The sequence below is a fragment of the Halobacillus sp. SY10 genome (assembly GCF_045401165.1).
GTDB classification, from domain to species: domain Bacteria; phylum Bacillota; class Bacilli; order Bacillales; family Halobacillaceae; genus Halobacillus; species Halobacillus aidingensis.
This window is the reverse complement of the sequence record NZ_CP174345.1, coordinates 945,321-965,987: the sequence shown is the minus strand read 5'-3', so window position 1 is coordinate 965,987 and position 20,667 is coordinate 945,321. Positions and strand designations below refer to the sequence as shown.

The 20,667-nt window shown below is 43.8% G+C and carries 18 protein-coding genes and 1 tRNA gene; 5 read left to right on the top strand and 14 right to left on the bottom strand.

Annotation, left to right across the window (positions count from 1 at the left end; translation table 11 throughout):
* Window positions 1–593 precede the first annotated feature (593 nt).
* From ACJA3J_RS04845 to ACJA3J_RS04820, 6 genes are all read right to left on the bottom strand, one after another.
* Window positions 594–1,382: an ABC transporter ATP-binding protein gene (locus tag ACJA3J_RS04845; protein ID WP_406945674.1), complete on the bottom strand. Its 789-nt coding sequence runs from the start codon at window positions 1,380–1,382 to the stop codon at window positions 594–596.
* A 53-nt stretch (window positions 1,383–1,435) separates the two neighbouring features.
* Entirely contained in the window at window positions 1,436–2,617 is a 1,182-nt protein-coding gene (locus ACJA3J_RS04840; RefSeq protein ID WP_406946273.1) for an ABC transporter substrate-binding protein, read from the bottom strand.
* A gap of 96 nt (window positions 2,618–2,713) precedes the next feature.
* Complete coding sequence (locus tag ACJA3J_RS04835; RefSeq protein WP_406945673.1) at window positions 2,714–3,775, bottom strand: branched-chain amino acid ABC transporter permease; 1,062 nt, start codon at window positions 3,773–3,775, stop codon at window positions 2,714–2,716.
* 4 nt (window positions 3,776–3,779) lie between these two features.
* Complete coding sequence (locus ACJA3J_RS04830; protein WP_406945672.1) at window positions 3,780–4,664, bottom strand: branched-chain amino acid ABC transporter permease; 885 nt, start codon at window positions 4,662–4,664, stop codon at window positions 3,780–3,782.
* 1 nt (window position 4,665) lies between these two features.
* Window positions 4,666–6,549 carry an AMP-binding protein gene (locus tag ACJA3J_RS04825; RefSeq protein WP_406945671.1) on the bottom strand — a complete coding sequence of 628 codons (1,884 nt, stop codon included), beginning with the start codon at window positions 6,547–6,549 and terminating at the stop codon, window positions 4,666–4,668.
* Between the two features lie 15 nt (window positions 6,550–6,564).
* Window positions 6,565–7,338, bottom strand: coding sequence for an ABC transporter ATP-binding protein (locus ACJA3J_RS04820; protein ID WP_115824041.1), 774 nt, complete (start codon window positions 7,336–7,338; stop codon window positions 6,565–6,567).
* A 322-nt stretch (window positions 7,339–7,660) separates the two neighbouring features.
* Here ACJA3J_RS04820 and ACJA3J_RS04815 point away from each other — a divergent pair.
* Both ACJA3J_RS04815 and ACJA3J_RS04810 read left to right on the top strand, forming a co-directional pair.
* A tRNA-Ala gene (locus ACJA3J_RS04815) sits at window positions 7,661–7,733 on the top strand.
* 191 nt (window positions 7,734–7,924) lie between these two features.
* Window positions 7,925–9,949: a methyl-accepting chemotaxis protein gene (locus ACJA3J_RS04810; RefSeq protein WP_089653893.1), complete on the top strand. Its 2,025-nt coding sequence runs from the start codon at window positions 7,925–7,927 to the stop codon at window positions 9,947–9,949.
* A gap of 38 nt (window positions 9,950–9,987) precedes the next feature.
* Here ACJA3J_RS04810 and ACJA3J_RS04805 read toward each other — a convergent pair whose 3' ends face one another.
* The 8 genes from ACJA3J_RS04805 to trpE all read right to left on the bottom strand — a co-directional run bounded on the left by ACJA3J_RS04805 (window position 9,988) and on the right by trpE (window position 18,571).
* On the bottom strand, window positions 9,988–11,400 hold the full coding sequence (locus ACJA3J_RS04805; RefSeq protein ID WP_115893327.1) for a sodium:solute symporter: 1,413 nt from the start codon (window positions 11,398–11,400) through the stop codon (window positions 9,988–9,990).
* Window positions 11,401–12,041: 641 nt separating this feature from the next.
* Entirely contained in the window at window positions 12,042–12,626 is a 585-nt protein-coding gene (locus tag ACJA3J_RS04800) for an anthranilate synthase component II (RefSeq protein ID WP_406945670.1), read from the bottom strand.
* A 31-nt stretch (window positions 12,627–12,657) separates the two neighbouring features.
* Window positions 12,658–13,458 (bottom strand): tryptophan synthase subunit alpha, encoded by an 801-nt coding sequence (gene trpA / locus ACJA3J_RS04795; protein ID WP_406945669.1) that lies wholly within the window; start codon window positions 13,456–13,458, stop codon window positions 12,658–12,660.
* A 1-nt stretch (window position 13,459) separates the two neighbouring features.
* Window positions 13,460–14,650 carry a tryptophan synthase subunit beta gene (trpB, locus tag ACJA3J_RS04790; RefSeq protein ID WP_406946272.1) on the bottom strand — a complete coding sequence of 397 codons (1,191 nt, stop codon included), beginning with the start codon at window positions 14,648–14,650 and terminating at the stop codon, window positions 13,460–13,462.
* Window positions 14,634–15,290, bottom strand: a complete 657-nt coding sequence (locus ACJA3J_RS04785; protein ID WP_115893326.1) for a phosphoribosylanthranilate isomerase — start codon at window positions 15,288–15,290, stop codon at window positions 14,634–14,636. Before ACJA3J_RS04785 ends, trpB begins: the two co-directional genes overlap by 17 nt.
* Window positions 15,287–16,051: an indole-3-glycerol phosphate synthase TrpC gene (gene trpC / locus ACJA3J_RS04780; RefSeq protein ID WP_089653898.1), complete on the bottom strand. Its 765-nt coding sequence runs from the start codon at window positions 16,049–16,051 to the stop codon at window positions 15,287–15,289. The genes ACJA3J_RS04785 and trpC overlap by 4 nt, the downstream gene beginning before the upstream one ends.
* Window positions 16,044–17,066, bottom strand: coding sequence for an anthranilate phosphoribosyltransferase (trpD, locus tag ACJA3J_RS04775; protein ID WP_089653899.1), 1,023 nt, complete (start codon window positions 17,064–17,066; stop codon window positions 16,044–16,046). The genes trpC and trpD overlap by 8 nt, the downstream gene beginning before the upstream one ends.
* Entirely contained in the window at window positions 17,063–18,571 is a 1,509-nt protein-coding gene (trpE, locus tag ACJA3J_RS04770; RefSeq protein ID WP_089653900.1) for an anthranilate synthase component I, read from the bottom strand. Before trpE ends, trpD begins: the two co-directional genes overlap by 4 nt.
* Before the next feature lie 1,018 nt (window positions 18,572–19,589).
* Between trpE and sigY the strand changes: the two genes are divergently transcribed.
* From sigY to ACJA3J_RS04755, 3 genes are read left to right on the top strand one after another with little or no spacing between them, the layout of a single operon-like run.
* On the top strand, window positions 19,590–20,108 hold the full coding sequence (sigY, locus tag ACJA3J_RS04765; RefSeq protein WP_089653901.1) for an RNA polymerase sigma factor SigY: 519 nt from the start codon (window positions 19,590–19,592) through the stop codon (window positions 20,106–20,108).
* Window positions 20,098–20,418: a DUF5345 family protein gene (locus ACJA3J_RS04760; RefSeq protein WP_089653902.1), complete on the top strand. Its 321-nt coding sequence runs from the start codon at window positions 20,098–20,100 to the stop codon at window positions 20,416–20,418. Before sigY ends, ACJA3J_RS04760 begins: the two co-directional genes overlap by 11 nt.
* Window positions 20,415–20,639, top strand: coding sequence for a sigma-Y antisigma factor component (locus ACJA3J_RS04755; protein WP_089653903.1), 225 nt, complete (start codon window positions 20,415–20,417; stop codon window positions 20,637–20,639). The genes ACJA3J_RS04760 and ACJA3J_RS04755 overlap by 4 nt, the downstream gene beginning before the upstream one ends.
* Window positions 20,640–20,667: the final 28 nt, after the last annotated feature.

Here is a 20,667-nt window from a genome sequence, read left to right as displayed (position 1 = left end):
CACTCTCTATCGTACCAAGGGGGATTTTTTTATGCACACCGCAAACTATTCAATATTTCCTCAAATCGTTTCCCTACAGGAATGCTCCTCGAGCTAAAGCTCTGCGGGGTCTCTCCAGCCAATCCATTCCCGCGGGAGTCTCCCAGCTTCCCAACCACCCCATTCGTTGAATGTGAGAAACGAACCCCTTTCCCAAGTTGGATTGTCTTCCACTACCCCGCTGTTTAGAAGCATAAATCGCTCTGTATCAAGCTCTCATGAACCTGAACATGGGAGTTTAATCTTACACTCCCATCAAGCTGGATAGCTAACTTATCCAAGGAGTGGTTTCGAGAATCTTCCATGGCAAAGGGGCGTAGGGGAATGGCGAGACTCCTACCTTAAGTGTGCAGGCGCCTCGATCAGCGGCGTATGGACTGGACTGAGCTGGCGGAGATAAAGGAAACACGAAGAACGGAGTGATTCGATGTTGACTTATCGTCGGAAAGCGAGCTATTCCCCGTAGCCCCCATCCACTCAACAAAAGTCTCGAAACTGAGTCTTCCACAATCCTGCCTTTTATTTGAATATTACTATTCTACAAAGCTCACCTTCTAAATCCAGCGTTGTTTTTTTCGGTAGGATTTTACGTCTCTGTAATTTTTACGTCCCTCTTCATTCATACCTAAATAGTGTTCTTGTACTTCCTGGTTAGAAAGCAGTTCTGATACAGGAGCTTCCAAAACAGAGCGCCCGTCCTCAATGATATATCCATAATCAGCGATGGAGAGCGCTACATTGGCATTTTGCTCAACGACCAAGATGGACATCCCTTCTTCTTCATTGATCTGTTTAATGTTTTGAAAGATCTCTTTGACGAGAAGCGGGGCAATCCCAAGAGACGGTTCGTCTAACAACAATAGCTTCGGTTTCGCCATGATTCCTCTTCCGATGGCGAGCATTTGTTGTTCACCTCCTGAGAGCAATCCTGCATGACGGGAACGTAATGTTTTCAGCTTTGGAAAATAATGATAGACACGCTCCATATCATTCTTTATGTTCCTTCGATCTTTTCTTGTGTGAGCGCCTGCTGTTAAATTTTCTTCGACTGTGAGATGCTTAAAAACTCTTCTTCCTTCCATACTTTGAAAAATACCTTTTTGAACAATTTTATCAGGACTCATTGAAGTCAAATCTTCTTCTTGATACGTAATTCTCCCCTTCGTCACCTGCCCGTTATCTCCCCCAAGCAAACCTGAGATCGCCTTAAGCGTCGTGGATTTTCCTGCTCCATTGCTTCCTAACAAAGCGACGATGTCTCCATCCGGCACCTCGATGGACATCCCTTTTAAGACTAGAATCATCTTCGAATACACCACTTCAATATTATCGACTTTCAACATAAGGCTTTACCCTCCTTTTGAAAAAAGGGGCCTCACCATGAGACCCCACACTCTTAATCTTCATAACTGAAATAATCCGTGATGACTTCGAACTTCCCATTCTTTACTTCAGCCAGACGCACTTGGTTCGTACCCGCATGGTTGTCTTCTGAGAAAGTAACTGGTGCAGCTAGACCACCTAAGTCCATGTCTTTGATTTGTTCGATTCCTTTACGGATGCCTTCTCCGTTCAACTCTTCAGCATTTCCTATCCCTTCGGCCATAATTTTAGCTGTGACCCACCCTTGAACGAATTTTTGACTGACATCTTCAAGACTCTCTCCCTTGGACTCCAGGTACTCTTCCATTTCAGCCAGCCCTTCCAAGTCTTCATATGGGAAAGCGTGAGTGACGACTCCTAACATTCCTTCTGCCGCGTCCCCGGCTATTTCTACAACTCCTTCTCCAGTCGCCCAGTTCAAACCGATGAATTGGGTATCAATGCCCAGCGTCTGAGCTTCCCGTAAAATCGTCGCTGTCGCTCCCCATGTTTGCTGAATGATGGCATAGTCTGGAGCCGCCTCTTGCATATTCAACATTTGGGACTGTGCTTCTGTCGCCGTCACCGGAATAACTTGTTCATCCACCACTTCGACACCGACTTCGGCCGCGTAGGCTTTAATATCCTCAATTGGTGAACGCCCGAAAGCAGTATCGTTATAAAGGAGAGCGAGGGTCGGATTGTCTCCTTCGTGATTCTCCTTGATCCACTGCACAACAGCTCGTCCCTGGTCAGAGTATGTAGCTGCTGTCAAAAAGTTGTATGGACTCTCCTCTAAATTTTTCAGATTTTCTGAGTAGGAAGCAGAGAAGTATGGAAGTTGATCGTTCGCTACTTGCTGACGAAGTGCTTCCGTATCCGCCGTTCCCCAACCGAGAATGGCCGATACATTGTCTTTATCACGGAGCTCTTGATACAAACGCTGTCCTTTCGCCATGTCGTAGGCGTAATCATCACCAATGAGTTCAACTTGAACACCATCAATTCCGCCTTGACTATTCAAATATTCATAGTAAGCTTTCTCACCTTCTGAATATGGAGTCCCAACATCACCCGTACCGCCTGTAATATCAAAGAGTGCTCCAATTTTCACGGTGTTTCCGTCAGAAGCTTCGGCGTCTCCACCAGCCGCTCCTTCATCTCCGCTACAAGCAGCCAGCATCCCCATTAACAGCATGAAACACAACATAAGCATCGTTGATTTTGCGTATGTTTTGATCAAATCCTCGACTCCCTTTCTATTTGTTATATAGTTTAGAGTAAAAAAGGCAAAGACCCTTCCCTCCACTTGCTAATAAGAAAATGGCCAAACTTTGAAGTAATTTTTGATGTTACTCCACATATGCGCCAACCCGCCTGGTTCAAAGATGAGAAACAGGATGATGGCTGCACCAAAAGCAAGTTCCTGGAAGGCTGCTAATGTGTTTTGCATATCCGGCATATAGAGAGCGAGATAATCCATGATAAAACCGAGGCCCACAGGCAAAAGTGTAATAAATATGGCTCCAAGAATGGATCCAAGGATACTCCCGAGGCCACCGACTAAAATCATCGCCAAGTATTGAATCGAAACTGTGATGCTGTATAGTTCGGGGCTGACAATCATCGTATAATGAGCGAGCAATGCGCCGGCGATCCCAACAAAAAAGGAGCTGATTGCGAAGGAAAGCACCTTGTATGTGAACAAATTGATGCCCATGATTTCTGCTGCTACGTCACGATCGCGAACAGCTAAAAAGGCTCTACCTGTACGGCTCCGGAATAAATTCAGGGCATATACGATGGTGAAAAGCAAAATGATGAGACACAAATAGTAGTAGCTGCTTGCAGACATCAAAGAAAACGATCCGATGGACGGACGTTGAAGTACCATTCCAGAGGTTCCACCTGTCAAACCTGTCCACCGGCTAATGACAAACAGGATAATGAATTGAGCCGCTAGTGTCGCAATCGCCAAATAAAGACCTTTCAATCTTAGCGACGGAATTCCGAACAGTGCTCCTACAGAAGCTGTGATGAGACCTGCAACAGGTAAAGCCACCCAAAAACTTAAACCCAGAGTACTTGTTAAAATGGCGGATGTATATCCTCCTACACCCAGGAAGGCACCGACCCCGATGGAGATCTGACCAGTGAATCCTGTCAAAATGTTCAACCCGATAGCGCCTATGGAAGCAATCGCACATAAAGTCGCAAGACCGATGACGTAATTATCAGCCAGCAAAGGAAACAGAAAGGCTAGAATGGCCAGTCCAAGCATCCTGATTTTCACCCGTTTGATTGAGAAAATAGCCATATCTTTCTCGTATCGAGTTTTGTAATTGCCACATTCCATTACAAATGGATTTTTCACATCCTCACACCCTTTCCATTCCACCTTTTCCAAAGAGACCATATGGTTTGATCATTAATATCAAAATGACTATGATGAACGGAAACACTTCTTTCAATCCTCCACCGACAAGGGGGTCGATATATCCACCCGCCATACTTTGCAATATTCCTATTATAAATCCACCAACAATGGCTCCAGGGATACTATCCAGTCCTCCCAGAATGACCACAGGTAAAACGGTAAGGCCGATCACGCTCATTGTTGCGTTCACTCCGTTTATATTTCCAAGCAGCACCCCGCCGACAGCAGCGACGATACAAGCAATCGCCCAGGTGATAGCAAATACTCGTTTCACATTGATTCCCATACTGGCGGCTGCCTGAAGGTCATCCGCTACCGCGCGCATGGCCACCCCCATTTTTGAGAATTTAAAGAAGATAGTAAAAGCAAGGAGCAGAGCCATAACAATAATGAACGACCATAAATAGACAGGTGTAATAAGAACTTCACCAAAAGTCACCGGAGTGTTCGGAAAGAGGTTTGGATACACACGAGTCTGGTGTCCCCATACCATATGGACCAACCCTGCGAGCAGGTTACCGAGACCAATCGTCGCCATAATGACCGAAATGGTAGGTGCATTCAGTAACGGTCTTAGTACGACCCTCTCAACCAATAACCCAAGTACACCACACACGCCCAGGGTAACCGCAAGAGCCACTAAGAAAGGCAGTTTCAAAGCAGTGACAAGTGTCAAACAAATATATGATCCGATAAGTACGAATTCACCATTTGCCAGATTCAAAGCATCGCTAGCTTTATAGATGAGGACGAACCCTAATGCTACGAGTGCATAAATACTTCCTACTACAATTCCACCGACGAGCATTTGCATAAAGAAAGTCAACTCAAGCCACCCCCTGTGATCGATCTAATAAGATGACGGGCACGATTTCCCCCTCGTTCGTTTGTTCAGAATATAGATTTGACAGTGTATCGAACTGTCCGCCATCATTATATAATGCAGCTAAATAACGCTTGTAATTCTTTTCCACAGTTCTCCGTACCGTTTTCTGCGTGGACGTCATTTCCCCATCACTCAGCCGTAACTCTTCAGGAAGGATGACGAACCGTTTGATTCGACTTTCTTCAGGTAAAGATGCCATCATTTCGACGACTTGGTCCCTGATGAGTTCTATAACCTCCGGATTCATCGTCAAATCCCGGTAACTGGTATAAGAGATTTGATTCTTTTCTGCCCAACGCCCCACGCTGGCTCGATGAATCGTGACCATGGCCGTCAAATATGAACGACCTTCGCCGAAGACCAAAGCTTCTTGTAAGTAGTGACTCTTCCGAAGCTCGGTTTCGATTTCACTGGAGGATCGTCCATCTGTTGAATCCAAAGCCAATCGCTCCTCCATTCTTCCACGGATTTCGATTTCTCCTGAATCTAGGATTTTGCCGTAATCTCCAGTAGAAAATTCCGTGACAGGGTGTCCCCCAAAATAACCAGCGAAAACTTGTAGACCTTCCACTTGAATTTCCCCTCTGGACGCTATACTCATAGATAAACCAGGCAGTGGTTTTCCCGCACCTTCAGCCGACCATTCGTGATCCCTCTGAATAGAAGCATAGCCTGTCGTTTCAACCGTTCCATACGTTTGTTTCACATTGACTCCCAATCCTTGGAAAAACTCAAAAGCATCCTTATTTAACCTGCCGCCCGTCACGTAAGCCCTTCTTAAACGTGAAAGCCCTAAATGGTCACGAATGGCACTGTACATAAAGAAGTCATTCAGTGAGTAACTGATTTTCGATAAAAAAGAGACTGAACGGTTGCTCAATTTTGCTCGTGCGTTTTTTTCTATGCCGGATTTGGTAAGTGTATATATTTTTTTCTTCAATCGTGTGGAATCATTCAGTCGAATTTGGAAGCGTGTCCATATGTTCTCAAATGTTCGTGGAGGTGCTTGGATCAAGTGTGGTCCGATTTCTCTTAAATCGTTTAAAATGGTAGAAGGTTCTTCAGGAAAATTGATGGTCATCCCTCTCGTCAAGGACAATCCGACCGCCATCACTTGTTCACAAATCCAAGCGAGAGACAAGAAGGATAAATAGTCATCATCAGCTTTTACAGGGTCTACTTCATGTATAGATAAAGCTGTTTGGATCAGGTTGGTATGCGTGAAAGTAGCGGCTTTCGGGTGACGTGTCACCCCAGAAGTGAACGTAATGAAAGCAATATCCAACGGTTTTACTTTTTGGATTTGATGCTCAAAGAAAGACGGATCTTCACTAGCTCTTGTTCTACCGATGGACTGCACGTTTTTTAAATCCATAAGCTTGTCATGCGAATAGGACCGGAGACCTTTTTCATTATAGAAAAGAATGGATTCAATGGTTGGAAACGAATCGATGATATCAAGAAGCTTGTCCACCTGTTCCTGGTCCTCAACCACTAAGATTCTCGGTTCACATTCGTGTAAGCAATGGGCCATCGCGTCAGGCGAAGCATCCTGATAAATCCCCACAGGGACTGCGCCAATCGATTGGGCCGCAAGTTCTGTAACAATCCAATGCGGTCGATTATCCCCGATGATTCCGATGCGGTCTCCTGCTTGGATCGAAAACTCTTCTTGGAATCCAAGGGCTAGTGATTCTACCTCTCTGTAATATTTATGCCAGGTCCATTCTTTCCAAATGCCCAAATTCTTCTGGCGGAAGGCCACTTTCCCCCCTTCTTTATCTGCTTTTTCAAACAAAAGCTGAGGCAGCGTTCGGTGCGTCATTCCACAATCCCCTCCTTATGTGGTCACTTCTTGTTCACCCAAATAAGCTTTGATGACTTCGGGGTTCTTCTGAATTTCTTCAGGTGTACCAAACCCGATTCGTTTCCCAAAGTCCAGGACAGCAATTTTGTCAGAAAGATCCATGATGACCCCCATATCGTGTTCAATAAGGAACACCGTAATTCCATTCAGTTCATGCATATCCAATATGAACCGGGCCATGTCTTCTTTTTCAGCACTATTCATCCCGGCCATCGGTTCATCCAGCAAAATCAATTCAGGTTCAAGGGCAAGCGCACGTCCTACCTCCACCCTTTTTTTCAATCCGTATGGAAGTGTACCGACTGGTGTATGACGGATATCCTGCATCTCGAGAAATTCAATGACTTCCTCCACCGACTGACGATGGACGACCTCTTCCTTCTCCGCACCACCCCAGTAAAGTCCACCTGTAAAAATTCCCGCTTTCATTTTCACATGACGCCCGAGCTTCAAATTATCCAGAACAGACATATGTTCAAATAAAGCGATATTCTGAAATGCACGTGCAATGCCAAGAGAAGTCCTTTTATACGGTTTCATCCCTAGAATTTCTTTTCCGTTAAAACGGATGGAGCCTGCTGTCGGTTTGTACAGTCCGCTTATACAGTTCAGCATACTCGTCTTCCCTGCTCCATTCGGACCAATCAACGAAAAGATCTCACCCTTTTCCAGGTGATAGGACACATCATCTAAAGCTTTCACACCACCGAACTGCAACGATACATTTTCGACCTCTAGGATAGGCAAAAGTGAGGATCCCCCTTTTTATGTAAGCGTTATCATCGTTATAAAAGTATTATATAACCTAAAGAAGAGAAGTCAACATAGTTTTTGTAATTTTATGAATATTAAGTATATTGTTAGATTATGTAAAACTTCCTTGCATTTGATTTACCAAGGTTGGAATCGGTCCCTAGTTCTACCATCCTTCATACAAAATTTTTCAAATGATTTTACAATCCCCCTCCCCTACTTAATGGCTTCCTTCGTTCTAATTGGAAGAAGAATACAAAAAACTCTTGATTTTTTCTATCTGTCTATATACAATAATAATTGTCGAAAAACATACGGGGCATTAGCTCAGCTGGGAGAGCGCTTCGCTGGCAGCGAAGAGGTCAGCGGTTCGAGCCCGCTATGCTCCACTACTTTGAGCCACCATTTCCACTACATGAAATGGTGGCTTTTTCTATCCTCACTTTTCATAAACAAAAGAACGCTTCTCTTATAAAATATGTCACTGGCTATTGAAATTCACTTTTACCGTCCGATAAATGTATAGGAACGTTGCTGTTAAGGAACAGCAACGATTTTACATAAGAATCGGAGGTACACCATGTTAAGAAAAAGAAAAAAGAGTAAACAAGGATCCTTTTGGAATCGAACCTTGCAGAGGCAGATTTTGATCCCATTCCTCACTTTGATTACCGCCGCTGGCATCATCATTGGTTATGCGAGCTATACATTCGGCGTTTCCATTACGACCGATGAACTGACCGATAATGTGGAGAAACAAATGAACTCATTAAATGATTCATTCGAATTGTTTTTCCAATCTCAAGAAGACATCGTCAATCATTATTCTCAGGAACAAGCATTCATCAATTATGCTTCTGAAGAAGACCGCGTCATCCGGCGTATGGATGACATCCGCTCTTCCAACGAAATCATTAAAAATGCCTATATGGGCGTCGAAGAATCTGGGGAGACAATTACTGATTCCACATTGACTTTACCATCTGAGTTCGACCCTAGAGAACGCCCTTGGTATAAAGATGCGGTCGCAAACGAAGGCGGTCTTATATGGACAGATCCCTATATGGATACAAATACCAACGAAACGATTATGAGTGTAGCCCGCGCGGTTATGGATGGCAATGAAGTGATGGGCGTATTCTCCATCGACCTTAATATGAACTCGCTTCTTAATCTTGTGGAAGGTGTGAAGATCGCAGATACCGGTTACGCAGCGATTTTTGATGAAAGTGGTACATTTCTTTCCCATCCAGATCCAGATCTTGTAGGTACAGATGTTTCTGAGGAAAGCTACTATCTGAACATTATGGAACAAGAGCAACCTTCAGGTGTCATTACATACGAATATGATGGAAGAGATAAGACATTAGGTTACTCGATCAACGAAACGACTGGTTGGATTATCGTCGGAACAGTAGATAAAGCAGAACTCGAAGAAAAAGGAGCCGCAGTTCTTCTACCGATTGCCATCACCGTTTTAGCCATTTTGATCCTATCCGTGATCGTTTCAGTGCTGATAGCTCGTCGGATTCGCCGGCCAATTACTGATTTACAAAAAAATATGAAGCGTGTCGAAGAAGGCGACTTAACGGTTGACCTCATCCAACACAGAGACGATGAAATTGGACAATTGTCAGCTTCCACACACGAAATGAAAGAAAGCATCAAAAGAATCATCGAACAATTGCAAGAAGCAACAGAAGCTGTTTCTGAACAAAGTAGGGGATTGAAACAATCCGCTGATGAAGTTCGCGAAGGAAGTGAACAAATTGCTTCCACAATGGAAGAACTTTCGGCTGGTTCAGAATCACAAGCGCATAGTTCCTCTCGTTTGTCTGAAATGATGGATTCGTTCGTAAACGAAATCAAGGAAGCCCGCCATAATGGAGAGAACGTTGCAGACTCTTCTCAACAAGTTTTATCCATGACGAATGATGGCAGTGAGATGATGCGGCATTCGGTAAATCAGATGCAGAACATCGACCAGATTGTCAAAGATGCCGTTGAAAAAGTACGTGGTCTAGATCAACAATCCCAAGAAATCTCTAAACTTGTACAAGTGATCCAAGATATTGCAGAGCAAACCAATCTACTATCTTTAAACGCTGCTATTGAAGCTGCTCGTGCTGGAGAACATGGAAAAGGCTTTGCCGTGGTCGCAGACGAAGTACGTAAATTAGCCGAGCAGGTAACCAATTCAGTAGAAGATATCACAGGAATTGTCACAGGCATTCAAAATGAGTCAACGAATGTCGTCACAACACTAAAGCATGGATATGAAGAAGTTGATCAAGGTACAAAACAAATGAAGGTAACTGGAGAAACCTTTGATAAGATTGAAGAATCTGTAACAGATATGGTAGCCAAAAGTCGTGAAATATCCGACAAACTTAAGAAAATTTCTGAGGATAGCTATGAAATGAACGCTTCTATTGAAGAGGTGGCCTCTGTTTCACAAGAATCTGCAGCAGGTGTGGAACAAGTGACAGCCGCTGCCCAACAATCCAACAGCTCTGTGGAAGAGGTTTCTCATAGTGCAGATGAATTATCTTCTCTTTCCAAACAATTAAATGAACAAATTCGCCAGTTTAAAGTAAAAGAGTAAACAAAAAATCCTCCCGTGTACCGGGAGGATTTCTTAAATTATGAAGCTTTTGTAGCCTTTGCAGCTTGAGATCCAGATGTCGTCATTAATGTTGCAACAATCAAGACAATAACCGCCACAGGCACAGCAACGACTACACTGTTCACTTCGAACGGCTGCCCTAGTACGATTTCCCATGTCAATGTTGCCACCACACCAGCGATCATGGACGATACACCACCGGCCGCATTGACGCGCTTCCAGAAGAATACGGCCAGTACAGCAGGAGTCAAGCCAGCGCCATAAACTGTATAAGCATACATTTGCACACTTAATACGGTTGGGAAATAACTGATAATTACAAAGGCAAAGACACCCAAGGCCACAATGAATATTCTTGTCATAGCAAGAAGCTTTTTGTCAGAAGCATCTTTATTCACATATTTACCATAAAGGTCATAAGTCAAGTTCGTAGCTGCAGACAGCAAGTAAGAGTTCCCTGTCGTAATGATGAAGGAAGCTGCTGCTGCAAGCAAAATACCACCGATAGCGACCGGCATCGCTACTGTAGTAGCCATCAATGCCATTCCTGGATCGATGTCCGGGAATAAGGAGCGGGAAGCGAAGGCGATTAATGAAATGGATGGTGAAATGACGATCATCGCAATCAGCCAGCCCATTTGCGCACGCTTCGCAGATTTATCTCCTTTGGAAGATGCAAGACGCTGATACATGTTTTGGTCACCAAGTAATAAGAACAAAGAAGGCATCAGATAACCGATCATTTGAATCGTTGTCAAACCACCGGTAGCACTCATGTGGGACTCGGGAACATTAGCGACGATTTCGCTCCATCCGCCTGCAACCATAATGATTGTAGGGACAGTAATGATCAAACCTCCCACCATCAAAAATCCGCTGATGGCGTCCGTTTGAGAAACCGAACGAAGTCCACCGATCATTGCAAGGAAGATGATCATGGCAGCACCAATCATCGTACCTGCTTGAACAGTCATACCTGTTGTCAAATTAAGAATAAATCCAAAGCCTTTCATCTGATAAGAGACGATACCGACATAAGCAAGAATGATAATAACACTCGCAATGTTACGGGATGTACGCCCATATTTCGACTCTAAAATACCGGCAACGGTGAATTTCCCGTGTTCGCGGATTTTAGGTGCGACGACATAAAGAATGATAATACCGACTAACGTTGGGAGCATCATCATCAAAGAAGGAAGAATCCCGTATGAGAAAGCCATAGACGTTTCCCCACCTGAAATACTTCCGCTTCCTGTCCATGTAGCCAGAAGCGTTCCCATCAATACAAAAGGTCCTAGACTTTTACCGGCTAATACGAAATCTTCACTGCCGGCTACTTTTTTCGACATGAATATACCAATGCCGACCATTAATATTCCATAGATTGCTATAAACCATAACAAAGTTGGATCTTGTTGCAGTTCCATAACTACTAAATCATCTCCTGATGTTTTTTGTTGGCTGGTTCTTGTTGAGCTGTTCTAATAAAAACATCGGCCGATGATGTGAAATCGCTCTTTGAACACAACGATAATAAAACTAACATAGATTTTAATTTTGTGAAAATGGCAATTAAAGAAGTGAAAAAGGGCTATTCCATGCATTTTTAGAGGATTCCATTTTTTCACATACCTTTATGAAAGCGATAACCACAACCTTTCCAAGAATTGCTTTATTCTTACGAAATTTCTGTTAAATAAGCAATTATCCGACAGAATTTTGTAGTAAAATTAGTTCTAAATACCTAATTAAAAAACTGGAATACTACGTTATCGAATAGAAAAAAGGATACCCGCCCCCCTTCTACTTTTAAAACCTACTAAATATTTAAATCAGAGAGTTTTGATATTATGAATACTTTTATCAACGACTTAGATGAGTTTCTCAGCACGCCGATCATATAGGTCTCCAGCGCTCCACGGAAGCATTCATTCCCCATCTTCAAGTGCATGAAGATATAAGAAACCCCAAAGTTTAAAAGCGAATAGGGAGTTATAGTTTATTATGTTAAAAAAGCTGGCACCCTTTATAGGTACCAGCTTTTTCATTCTGCTATATTAATGTCATATTAAGGGGTGAAAGCCTTCACACGGTTTTGGATGACATTTTTTAATAATTGTTTCCCTTCCCCTGTACCAATAGACTCCGGATGGAATTGTACCCCTTCAATAGGGAATTCGAGGTGACGGATGCCCATCAATTCCCCTTCGACTGTTGAAGCCGTTACTTCAAAACACTCCGGTAAATCTGAGAGCTCTACGATCAGCGAATGATAGCGCATCGCCTCCATCGGGTTCCTTACCCCTTCGTAAATCCCTTTTCCATCATGGAAAATGCGTGATGATTTTCCGTGCATCAGTTTCTCCGAGCGCACGACACTTCCACCGAACACTTGAGCAATGGCCTGATGACCAAGACAAACACCAAAAATGGGAATGTCTCCTTTAAAACGGTCGATGACTTCCAGGGTCATCGGTGTTTCATCTGGAGAACACGGGCCGGGCGAGAGAAAAATCAAATCCGGGCTCAGCTCTGTAATTTCATCTATCCCTACTTCATCATTTCTCTTCACTATGACTTCTTCTCCAAGCTCTCCAAGATACTGGACGAGATTGTAGGTGAAAGAGTCATAGTGGTCGATCATATAGATCACTCTGCTCCACTCCTCTCAGCCTCTTTCAAACTTACTGAACGAGTGCTCTGATTTCTTTGGTGAAATGTTTGAGAGCTTCGTCCATTCTACCTTTTTCAATATTTTCAAGCTCTGCTTCTATTAAACGAATGATTTTACTTCCAATGATGACGCCGTCTGCGTGATTTCTTACAAGTTGGACATGATCATTCGTTGAGATACCGAATCCGACAGCGACTGGAACTTGACTGTACTGTCTCACTTTTTCAATGAATGCCAAAGCTTCGGCAGACATTTCTTTTCGCTCTCCTGTTACTCCAAGTGAAGAAACACAATATAGAAAACCTTTCGCATGTTCCGCAATCTGCTTGATTCTTTGATCTGAGTTAGGCGCCACAAGGGAAATGAATTCGATACCTTTTTCTTCTGACCGGTTGCGAATTTCCTCACTTTCTTCAAATGGCAAGTCAGGTATAAGAAGCCCCTCTACTCCATTTTCTCCTAAGAGTTGAAAGAATTCCTCATGACCGATTTGAAGGACAGGGTTATAATAAGTGAAAATCACAACTGGAATTTCAAGTCCATGCTCTCTTAACTTCGGAACAAGCTCAATGGCTTTACGTAAAGACATCCCTGACTTCAATGCACGTTGCGCTGCTCGTTGTATGGTCGGTCCGTCCGCAAGTGGATCCGAATAAGGGACGCCCAATTCTAAAACGTCCGCACCTTCTTCCTGCAAACGTAAAGCGAATTGAATCGTCAGCTCCGGACTTGGATCCCCGGCTACAATGAATGGGATAAACAGGTCTTCCGTTTTCTTTAGTTTCCCTTGAAATGATGTCTTCGTCAGCATGTCAAACCTCCTCCTGGAAATGTTCCATTAATGTTGCCATGTCTTTATCTCCACGACCGGAAAGATTGATTAAAATCGTTTCATTTTGGCTCATTTGAGGTGCTTCTTTAAATGCCTGAGCAAGGGCGTGGGCACTTTCAATCGCCGGAATGATTCCCTCCATCTGTGTCAGAAGCTTCAATGCATCAAGCGCTTCTTTATCTGTGATGGCTTCATAGCGTACTTGTTTCGTCTGGAATAAATGAGCATGCTCCGGACCAATTCCAGGGTAGTCGAGACCTGCAGAAATGGAATAAGGTTCGGTAATTTGTCCATTCTCATCTTGCATGAGATAGGTCATCGATCCGTGAATCACACCAGGGGTTCCTTTTGAAAGCGTTGCTGCATGTTCAGGTGTATCCATCCCTTTCCCGGCAGCCTCTACCCCTATCAATTCACTCGTGTCTCCAAGGAATGGATAAAAGATTCCCATAGCGTTGCTTCCACCACCTACACAGGCAAAAATACGATCCGGAAGCTCTTTCTCCACCTCTAAAAACTGGCGTTTAGATTCGTCCCCAATAATCCGCTGAAAATCCCGAACCATACGTGGATATGGATGAGGGCCTACGACAGAACCTATTAAATAGAAGTGGTCTTCACAGTTGGCGACCCAATAGCGAATCGCTTCATTTGTCGCATCCTTGAGAGTTCCGTTTCCACTAGAAACCGAAACGACCTCCGCGCCGAGCAGCTTCATCCGGAAAACGTTCAACTCCTGTCTGCGGATATCTTCTTCTCCCATAAACACGATACACTGAAGTCCAAATTTAGCGGCAACCGTAGCTGATGCGACGCAATGCTGTCCCGCTCCTGTCTCCGCAATAATTTTCTCTTTCCCCATCCTTTTAGCCAGCAAAGCCTGACCAATCGCATTGTTAAGCTTGTGTGCCCCTGTATGATTCAAGTCTTCACGTTTCAAATAAATTTTTGCTCCTCCAAGGTGGCCGGTCAATTTGTCTGCATAAGACAAAGAAGTGGGACGGCCTGCGTACTCTTTTAATACATGATGGTACTCCTCTAAAAAGGCCGGATCCGCCATCGCTTGATCAAGCGCTTCTTCCAGCTCCTGCAACGGCCCCATCAGGGTTTCCGGTACATATTTACCGCCAAAATCACCGTAGCGTCCTTTTAAATCAGGAAATACTTGCAACATTTTGCTCCACCTCTTTCATGATTGCTTGAATTTTTCCAATGTCTTTACCGTCCTCAATTTCAATGCCACTGGATAGGTCGATGCCGTCCGGTCGATAATGCAACAACTCTGTAACGTTTTCTGGTTTAATCCCACCTGCAATCAAGCACGGAACACCCTGGTCAAATGATTCTTTCTGATAGGTCGGCACAGACTCCCAGTCGAAGCGTACCCCGGTTCCACCTGAAACACCATCCACTTTGCTGTCTACAATGTATCCATCAGCAACCCCACGGAACACTTCCATTTGTTTAATGCCATCCGATTGATGGTGAACCACTTTCCAGACCGGCAGACCGAACGCTTCTTTGATTCTCAACAACTGAGATACCGTCTCATTTCCATGCAGTTGAATAACATCTAATGGGACAAAATGAAGAATCTCTTCGATTTCCTCAATCGTGGGCTCGATGAAAACCCCGACGATTTTTTGTCTAGGTCGGATTTTTTTCACCCAGCGTCCGACATATTCCGGTCGGACATATCGTTTTGTTCTCCTGACAAATACGAAACCAAGATGGGATGCTTGGGAGGAAGATGTTTTGGCTACATCTGATAAAGATCTGTTCCCACATAATTTTACAATCGGTTCTTTCATCGAACATTCACTCCTTCCAACAACTGACGGACCGCTTCTTTGATGTCTTTCTGGCGCATAAGAGACTCTCCGACTAGTACACCCTCAGCCCCGTAACCAGCTACTTTCTGTAGATCATCATGGGAAGAGATGCCACTTTCTGAAACCAACAAACACTCCTTGGGTGCAAGTTTCGCCATGCGCTCGGTTTGTGAAAGTTTCGTTTCAAACGTATGGAGATTTCGATTATTGATGCCAAGGATTTTCGGTGTAAACTCATTCAGTACTTTTGTTAATGTTTCTTCACTGTGTACTTCAACAAGTACTTCCAATCCAAGTTCGTAGGCTTGAAGATAAAGTTCATGCAACTTCTCCGCTTCCAATGCTTCGCCGATTAACAGAATAGCATCAGCTCCGATGTACGCACTCTCAGCTACTTGTAATGAGTCGATTATAAAGTCTTTACGTAATACAGGAACATCCACCACTTTTTTGATGTTCGTCAAATAATCACGGTGCCCTTGGAAAAAATGTTGATCGGTAAGAACCGAAATGGCTTGCACACCTGCTGCATTATAGTCATGGGCGATGCGGACAGGATTGAAGTCCTCACGTATGATTCCCTTGGATGGAGATGCTTTTTTCACCTCTGCAATCACACCTGCTGCAAATGGTGCGTTCTTCAGAGATTCATAGAGAGAATGATGAGGGAATGACTGCTCTTCTGGTAAATATAATTTTTCGATTTCTTGTTGTTTTACAGCTAAGATGGTTTCAAGCATACTGACGATTCTCCTTTTCATTAACAATCGATTCATAGTACTTGCTTGTGACGCCTTCACTGATCGCCTTTTGAACAAGGTGCACGCCTTCTTGAAGGTCTGCTGCTTTTCCTGCCACGTAAAGCCCAGCCGCCGCATTCAATGTGACAATGGAAGCAGCACTTTCATTTGAACGACCATACAAGACATCCTTAATGATCCTGGCACTTTCTTCTGTTTTAGAAATACGAATGTCTGACAGATTCCCTAAAGGAAGCCCGAAATCTTCAGGTGAAACAGTAAAACGAGTGATTTCCCCATTTTTCAATTCAACGAGATCGCTTTTCCCTGTGACCGTGATCTCATCCAGCCCATCTCTTCCTGTTGCTAAGAGCACGTGGGTGGAGCCTAGTTTCTTCAGTGTCTCTGCCATTTTCTCTGCATAATTCGTATCATAAATGCCGATTAGCTGCCTTTTTGCATTCGCGGGGTTGGACATAGGTCCGAGTAAATTGAAAATGGTACGAAAGCCAAGCTCCTGCCGTGCAGGTCCTGCATGTTTCATAGCTTTATGGTAAAGAGGCGCAAACATGAATGTCATTCCTTTTTGTGATAGTGCCTGCGCTCCTTGTTCTGGAGTTGTGTCAATCGGAACACCTAACTTCTCCAAAACATCGGCACTTCCACTTTTTGAAGAAACTTTGCGATTCCCGTGCTTCGCGACTTTCACGCCCATGCTCGCAAGAACGATGGAAACAGCTGTTGAAATATTAAAGGTAGAAGCACCATCGCCCCCGGTGCCGCATGTATCTACAATGGACGGATCATTCGTATCCATTTTCGTCATGTTTTCACGCATCGCTCGAACGAAACCGGTCATTTCTTCAACGGTTTCTCCTCGGTAACGCATCACACTGAGCATGCTCATCAACTGGCCCGTTGTCGCTTCACCTTTCATAATCCTATCCATCGTTTCAAAAGCTTCCTGTTCCGTCATTTCCTCTCCTGCGACAACTTTACTTAATGTATCTTTCATCTCGTCTCCACTCCTTCTCCACTCTTCTCAAATATCTTCTCAGCTAATTGAATCGTCTTCTTCAATGCACTCGCCTTGCTCAATGTTTCTTGATACTCTGCTTCAGGGTCAGAATCAGCAACGATCCCTGCCCCTGCCTGGATATATAAATCTTTTCCTGTTCTTGTCATCGTTCGGATGGTAATGCAGGAGTCAATGTTTCCATCAAAGCCTAAATATAAAATCCCTCCACCGTAGAGGTTCCGAGGAGTAGGTTCAAGCTCTCTCAAAATCTGCATGGCTCGGACTTTTGGTGCTCCTGATAATGTTCCAGCCGGGAAGGAGGAAATCAAGGCGTCAATAGGAGAAACACTCTCCTTCAATCGACCGGTCACTTTACTGATGATGTGCATGACTTTCGAAAAACGTCCGATGGTCATATATTCACTTACCTGTACGGTTCCATATTCAGCTACGCGGCCAATATCATTCCGTGCTAGATCCACGAGCATGCGGTGTTCCGCTAACTCTTTCTCATCCTGCAAGAGTTCTTCAGCAAGAGCGTCATCTTCTTCTTTGGTTCGTCCTCTTTTCCTCGTTCCAGCTATGGGATGGATTTCAAGGTTACGGTCACGCACCTCAAGGAGTCGTTCAGGAGAACTTCCGATGACTTCCACTTCATCCATTTTCAAATAAAACATATATGGAGAAGGGTTCACTCTCCGTAACACCCGGTAAAGTTCAAAGCCGCTTCGGTCCGTTACTGTATGAAAACGTTGAGATAATACCGCTTGAAAAATATCTCCGGCATGGATATACTCTTTGATTTTTCCCACATCAGTTTTGAATTTTTCTGGTTCATAATTGCTGTCTAACTGGAAGGATTCATTATCCGTTTCATTTTCAATCAGCATTAAATCAGGAAGTGTGTGGGCCTTCTGCAGCTGGTTTGTAATGGATTTGATCCGCTTTTTCGTTTCAGAATAAATTTCTTCTAGTGGGCGATCCGATTCTTTTCTAGCAAAGGATAGAATCGTCGTTTCTTTTGTCTTATGATGGTAAGCAATTAACGTCTTGCAGAAAAGCAGATGATAATTAGCCAGATTCAACTCATCCGTCATGGCTCTCTCTACAGGCTCATAATCTGAAATGGCATCATAGCTGATATATCCGACCCCTCCTCCTTTAAACGGAAGGTCGATGGGAGGCTGTTTCACATCAAGCTTTGCAAGTACTTTCTCATAAGCAGACTTGAAGTCTTCAGAATACGTGATCTCATTCTGGTCAAAGTCCTTGATTTGGAACTGCTGCTTATCCTCTTTGATTTGAACCATAGGATCAAGACCAAGGAAGGAATAATTCGACCATGGCGATTCAGGATCCTGGCTTTCCAACATGTACACAGCTTCATGATTCAGTGCATGAAACATGTGAATCGGTGTTAACGTATCCGTATAAAACGATTGTGTAATTGGGATGGTCTGATGCTCTTCAGCATCGCTTTGAAATGTTTCAAAAGTGGTCATAAAGGCTCACCTCTCCATTAAAATCATGGAGAATGAGACGTTGAGGGATGAAAACGAGTGGATAGAAAAGGGGTGAAAATTGGCCAGGCAATCCGTCGGCTCCTTACGTCCGAAGATTCCTCGCTCACTCAGCTCAGCTCATCCTATGCCTCAACTCAACTCATTCTCTACTCAACTTGCTTATTTCGACTTTGTAATAAAGCCACTTTTTAAATATCTTTCCAATAGTCTATAAAATTCAGATAATAAAGTCAACCAGTCTGTTCCAATAATTCTTAAGCCATGAATCTCAGTGGAATTCCAAATAAGCTTCGTATTCTTGAAGACTCAGTTTCGAGACTTTTGTAGAGTGGATGGGGCTGCGGGGAATGGCTCGCTTTCCGCGGGAGCGCGGTGAGCACATTCCGTGCAGCCTTAAGGGCAGCCTTGCCTAGTTGAAATAATGAATGACAATTCCTGGCCATGGATACGGGGTCAGGGAAACGACGATTTGCGGTGTTTTGGATCAGTCAGTAGAAAAACACACACGTTCGTGTCTCCATTCGCTTTTCATGCGGACGTTTCCCTGACCCTGTTCCCACACCTTATTCGTGCAGAATCTATGGTTAAAACGACTCTATAACGGCGTGGGTGAGCAGGTCTTTCATTACCGAACTTGGCAGGTTACTACTAGAGCGATTTCGAGAACCTCATATGGTAAAGGGGCGAAGGGAAACGGTGAGACTCCTGTGGGAAGTGCGTGGTAGATGAGACCCCGCAGAGCGTTAGCTCGAGGAGGCTCATCACTCGCCCACGGAAAGCGAACCTTTTCCCGTAGCCCCTAGAATCCCACAAACATCTCGAAATCAAGTCTTCCACAATCCTGCCATATAGTGAAATAACTTCCTTCAGGTCATTTTCAGAGACCTTTAGTAACAATTATGATGAAAAAGAGGAAAATAGAAATTTTTTAATGTTCATTTGAACGAAACAACGAAAACTTACGTCTTATAGTCAGGGAACGAAATGAGGGATGTTTATGGATTCGGATCTCATCAGGAGAGCACAAGATGGTAATGAACAGGCGCTTGCTGAACTCCTAAAAAAACACTATAGCTTCATCGTTAAATATGTATGGAAAATGAGCGGGGATGAACAATTGGCTTATGATGTGACACAGGACGTACTAATCAAGGCTATCCAGAAAATCAACCAGTTTAATCATCGATCCAAGTTTTCTACTTGGCTGATCCAAATGGCTACACACACATACTTGGACTACAAACGAAAGCAAAAAAAGAAAAAGGAACTGGATGAGAAACTGCGAAAAGAATTTCCCCACTCCCCTGTTTCTTTTCCGAGTGATTGGCATGAAGTCCAGGAGGCCTTATGGAAACTTGAGGACGAACATCGAATCCCACTCGTCTTGAAGCATTATTACGGCTATGACTATAAAGATATTGCAAAAATGACCAAGGTGAAAGTAGGGACAGTGAAATCCAGGGTCCATTATGGGCTGGAGAATTTACGAAAGGAGCTGAGAACGGATGACAGATGAAAAGACACCAAAAAAACTGGAAGAAAGGCTTCAGGAAGCAGCCCGGCACACAGAAGAACAAATGGAACTAACTGAACCTTCCCTCTCCTACTTCGAGAATCTTATCGAAGAACAGACAGCCCTCTGGTACCGGCGACTGTGGTTTGAATTGACTTGTTTATGGGGGATGGCGTTCATTTTTATTTCTTTCCTTATTTTCAGCTTTTTCTATGTCCCTCTTTTGTTTGTTTTTGCACAAATCACTTCAATTATCATTTTAATCCGCTACTTCTATAAAGAACGCTATGAAATGGTGGAGATGCGACAATGAAACATTACGGACCTGAAGAAATGCCTATATGGGGATGGCTTCTCGTTGTTCTCATTCTCATGACACAAAGTTCTATTCTTTTTATTAAAGCTAGAAAGATCGGAAAAGCACCATGGTTGTGGGGAATCGTAGGGCTGATTCAATTCCCTGTACCAAGCATCATCTTTTTCATCTTATGGAAAACAGTTTGGAAGAGAAAAAAAACGGTGACGAAATCATAAAATTTTCTAAAGGCAGAACAAAGACCTT